This window comes from Streptomyces acidicola, assembly GCF_009377235.1.
Classification (GTDB): Bacteria; Actinomycetota; Actinomycetes; order Streptomycetales; family Streptomycetaceae; genus Streptomyces; species Streptomyces acidicola.
The window spans coordinates 1-4,246 of sequence record NZ_VMNX01000420.1 but is presented as its reverse complement, the minus strand read 5'-3'; the positions used below and the strand labels follow the sequence as shown (position 1 = coordinate 4,246).

Here is a 4,246-nt window from a genome sequence, read left to right as displayed (position 1 = left end):
GCCCCTGGGATGGGACGGGTAGGGGCGGCGGGGGCGGAAACATCCGGCGACGCACCCTCCGCGCCCCCCTCCAGCGGCGGAGCCGACCCCCACCCCCACATGGGCCAGACTGGAACCCATGACCATTCACGAGAACCTCCTCGGGGGCCCGCCCCCGACGCACCTCCCCGACGACCCGGAGCCCCGAGAACTGCTCGCGACCGGCACGGCCCCCGCGGACGTGGCCGCCCGCTACCCGACCTCGTCCCTCGCCTGGGCGCAACTCGCGGACGACGCGTTCACTCGGGGCTCGGTCGTCGAGTCGTACGCGTACGCCCGTACCGGCTACCACCGCGGCCTGGACGCCCTGCGCCGCAGCGGCTGGAAGGGCCACGGCCCGGTCCCCTGGGAGCACGAGGCCAACCGCGGCTTCCTGCGCGCCCTGCACGGCCTCGCCCGCGCCGCCGGAGCGATCGGCGAGCAGGAGGAGTACGAGCGCTGCACGCAGTTCCTGAAGGACTCCTCTCCGACGGCGGCCCAGACCCTGGGCTGAGCGTCCGTTTCGTGGGGCCCGCCCGGTGTGACCAGGCGGGCCTTGCGTTTTCGGGGGACGATTGCGCAGGATGCCCGTGGGGACCGGGGCCCCCGTGTCGACAACGGCAGGGGCGGACCGCTACCCGGATCATTTGCAGGAGACAGCGATGTCCCAACAGGCTCAGCAGATCCCTCCCTCCTCGGACGAGGCGCACGAGCCCGAGACCCCGCATCTCGACTTCCAGGGCACGACCCCCTACGAGGACTACGTCAGGGCGGATGTCCTCACCCACCTCCAGCACACCCTCTCCGACGACCCCGGAGAGATGGTCTTCCTGGTGACGACCCAGGTCATGGAGCTGTGGTTCACCGTCATCGTTCACGAGTGGGAGACCGCCGCGGGCGCGCTCCGCGAGAACGACGTACCGACGGCCATGGCCGCGCTCAAGCGGTCCGTACGAGAGCTGGAGGCGCTCAACGCCTCCTGGCGGCCCCTCTCGCAGCTCACCCCCGCCCAGTTCAACTCCTACCGCGCCGCCCTCGGCGAGGGCTCCGGCTTCCAGTCGGCGATGTACCGCCGTATGGAGTTCCTGCTCGGCGAGAAGTCCGCTTCCATGCTCGTACCGCACCGCGGGGCGCCGCGCGTGCACGCCGAGCTGGAGAAGGCCCTGCACGAACCGAGTCTCTACGACGAGGTGCTGCGGCTGCTCGCGCGCCGCGGCCACGCGGTGCCCGAGGCGGTCGTACGCCGTGACGTGTCCCGGCGCTACGAGCCCTCGCCCGAGGTCGAGGAGGTGTGGACCGCCCTGTACGCGGGCGACGAGACCGACGAACTCGCCCGGCTCGGCGAGGCGTTGACCGATGTCGCCGAACTGGTGTGGCGCTGGCGCAACGACCATCTCGTCGCCACCCGCAGGGCGATGGGCGCCAAGCCCGGCACGGGCGGCTCCGCCGGGGTGGCCTGGCTGGAGAAACGCGCACGGAAGAACGTCTTTCCCGAGCTGTGGACGGCGAGGTCCCATGTCTGAGCTCGATCTGAAGGCACAGAAGCTCGTTCTGAAGGCGCAGGAGCTGGACGCCGCGGACGAGCTGGCCGCGCTGCGCGGGAAGTTCGTGCTCGACACGGCGTCCGATCCGGCCGATCTGGAAGATCTGGAAGATCTGGCCGATCTGTCCGGTCGTGCGGGTGACGGCGATGGCGCCGGCGTCTACCTCGACGGCAACTCCCTCGGCGCGCTCCCGGCGGCCGTGCCCGCCCACGTCGACGACGTCGTACGCCGCCAGTGGGGCTCCCTGCGCATCCGTTCCTGGGACGAGAGCGGCTGGTGGACGGCGCCGGAGCGGATCGGTGACCGGATCGCCCCGCTGGTGGGCGCGGCCGCCGGGCAGATCGTGGTGGGCGACTCCACGAGTGTCAATGTCTTCAAGGCGCTCGTGGCCGCCGTACGCATGGCCGGGGACGGCAGGGACGGCAGGGACGGCAGGGACGGCAGGGACGGCCGGGACGGCCGGGATGGCCGGGACGAGATCCTGGTCGACGCGACGACGTTCCCCACGGACGGGTACATCGCCGGGTCGGCGGCGCGGATGACGGGCTGTTCGCTGCGCCCGGTGACGCCGTCGGAGGTGCCGGGCGCGTTGAGCGACCGCACCGCCGCGGTGCTCCTCAACCACGTCGACTACCGCACGGGCCGCCTCCACGACCTGCCGGGGCTGACGGCGGCGGTGCACGAGGCGGGCGCGTACGCCGTCTGGGACCTGTGCCACAGCGCCGGTGCCCTGCCGGTCGGGCTGGACGAGTACGGGGTCGACCTGGCGGTCGGCTGCACGTACAAGTACCTGAACGGAGGCCCCGGTTCGCCCGCGTACCTGTACGTACGCCGGGATCTCCAGCCCCGCTTCGACTCGCCGCTGCCCGGCTGGAACTCGCACGCGGAGCCGTTCGGCATGCGGCCCGAGTACACCCCGGCTCCGGGGGCGCTGCGGGGCCGCGTCGGCACGCCGGACATCCTGTCGATGCTGGCTCTTGAGGCGGCCCTGGAGGTCTGGGACGGGGTGACGATCGAGTCGGTCCGCGCCAAGTCCCTCGCCCTGACGGATTTCTTCCTGGAGTGTGTCGCGGCCTACGTCCCCGAGGGTCGGGTCGAGTTCCTGACTCCGGCCGCCCACGCGGAACGGGGCAGCCAGGTCGCGTTGCGGTGCCCGGACGCCGGGGACGTGATGAAGCGGTTGATCGAGAACGGCGTGGTCGGTGACTTCCGCCACCCCGACGTCCTCCGCTTCGGCTTCACGCCCCTGTACGTGGGGTTCGGGGACGTGGAGCGGGCGGGGCGGGTGCTGGGGGACGTCCTCGTGTCCTGAGACCGTGCGGCCTGTCCTGAGGCGGTGCGGCACCTCGGAACCTCACCGAGAGTGACATCCCTGTGAGGGCCCGGGTCACGGGGCCTGGTACCGTCCCCGCCAACGGCGGTTGCCCCATCCGGTCCGTCCGTAACCCCGAGAAGCCAATTCCGTTTCGCCGCTGAGAGGTTGGAGCATGCCGGACAACGTCGCAGCAACGGATGAGGCAGCAGTGCCGGATGGGGCGCGGGCCCGGGATGCCGCAGAGGAGGCGTCCGCCTTCTCGCACCCTCCGGTCGACCCCGACGCCGGCGCCGCGTACGGCGACCACCCCGACCAGGTGATCGACTTCTACGCGCCGCGCGGGCCCGGTGCCGGACACGACCGCGTACCGCTCGTGGTCGTGCTGCACGGCGGCGCCTGGCGCGCCCCGTACGACCGTCGCCACATAACCCCGTTCGCCGCCTTCCTGGCCGGCCGGGGTTTCGCCGTGGCGAACGTGGAGTACCGGCGCGGTACGGAGAACGGCCCGGGCAGTGGTGCGGGGAGTGGTGCGGAGGGCGCGCCGGTGGCGGGGCGCTGGCCGGAGACGTTCGACGATGTGGCGGCGGCGTTCGACGCACTGCCCGCCCTCGTACGGGACGCCCTGCCGCAGGCGGATGCGCGCCGCATGGTGATCACCGGCCACTCGGCGGGCGGCCACCTCGCGCTGTGGGCCGCCGCCCGCCACGTCCTCCCGGCCGACGCGCCGTGGCGTACGGACCGTCCGTCGCCGTTGCGCGGTGTCGTCGCCCTCGCCCCCATCGCCGACTTCGGGGTCGCCGAGAAGCTGGAGGTCTGCGGGGGAGCGGCCACGGAACTCCTGGGCGGAGCCGACGCGTTCGCCGAGCGCCGCCCGTATGCCGACCCCGCCCTCCTGCTGCCGACGGGCATCGCCACCACGGTGGTGCAGGGCCGTACCGACATCGTCGTCCCCCAGGCGGTCGCCGAGTCGTACGCCGACGCGGCGGCCAAGGCGGGCGAGATGGTCGGCCTCACGCTGCTGGAGGACGTCGGTCACTTCCCCCTGATCGACCCGGCGGCGGACGCGTGCGCGGTGGTGGCGGAGGAGATCGCGCAGCTGGCGTGGTGAGAGACCCTGCGGGGCTGTGGCATGGTCCCAGTACGGCCCCAGTACGGCCCCAGTAAGGCCCCGCTCGGCCGCCGCACGGCCGCGGTGTGGCTCCCGGCGTGGCTCCCTGGTGATACCCGTAGTACCTGAGAGCTACGTCCCAGATGAGTTCCCTGGAGTGACGCGGACGACGAGTCCGCGTTCGTAACTTCCCTTCCATACAAGCCCGATGAGCGGGCTGATTGGGAGGGAAGGCGCGATGGGGGTCGGGGAGAGCGGGGC

Annotated in this window: 4 protein-coding genes; all 4 read left to right on the top strand. The window is 72.3% G+C overall.

What is annotated here, in order from left to right:
* The first annotated feature begins 118 nt into the window (after positions 1–118).
* The 4 genes from FPZ41_RS45210 (at position 119) to FPZ41_RS45195 (ending at position 3,985) form a co-directional block, all read left to right on the top strand.
* Entirely contained in the window at positions 119–532 is a 414-nt protein-coding gene (locus FPZ41_RS45210) for a DUF3151 domain-containing protein (RefSeq protein ID WP_152870589.1), read from the top strand.
* Between the two features lie 148 nt (positions 533–680).
* Positions 681–1,541, top strand: a complete 861-nt coding sequence (locus FPZ41_RS45205) for a tryptophan 2,3-dioxygenase family protein (protein WP_152870587.1) — start codon at positions 681–683, stop codon at positions 1,539–1,541.
* Positions 1,534–2,874 carry a kynureninase gene (gene kynU / locus FPZ41_RS45200; protein ID WP_152870585.1) on the top strand — a complete coding sequence of 447 codons (1,341 nt, stop codon included), beginning with the start codon at positions 1,534–1,536 and terminating at the stop codon, positions 2,872–2,874. Before FPZ41_RS45205 ends, kynU begins: the two co-directional genes overlap by 8 nt.
* 175 nt (positions 2,875–3,049) lie before the next feature.
* Positions 3,050–3,985, top strand: a complete 936-nt coding sequence (locus FPZ41_RS45195; RefSeq protein WP_152870584.1) for an alpha/beta hydrolase — start codon at positions 3,050–3,052, stop codon at positions 3,983–3,985.
* The last annotated feature ends 261 nt before the right edge of the window (positions 3,986–4,246 follow it).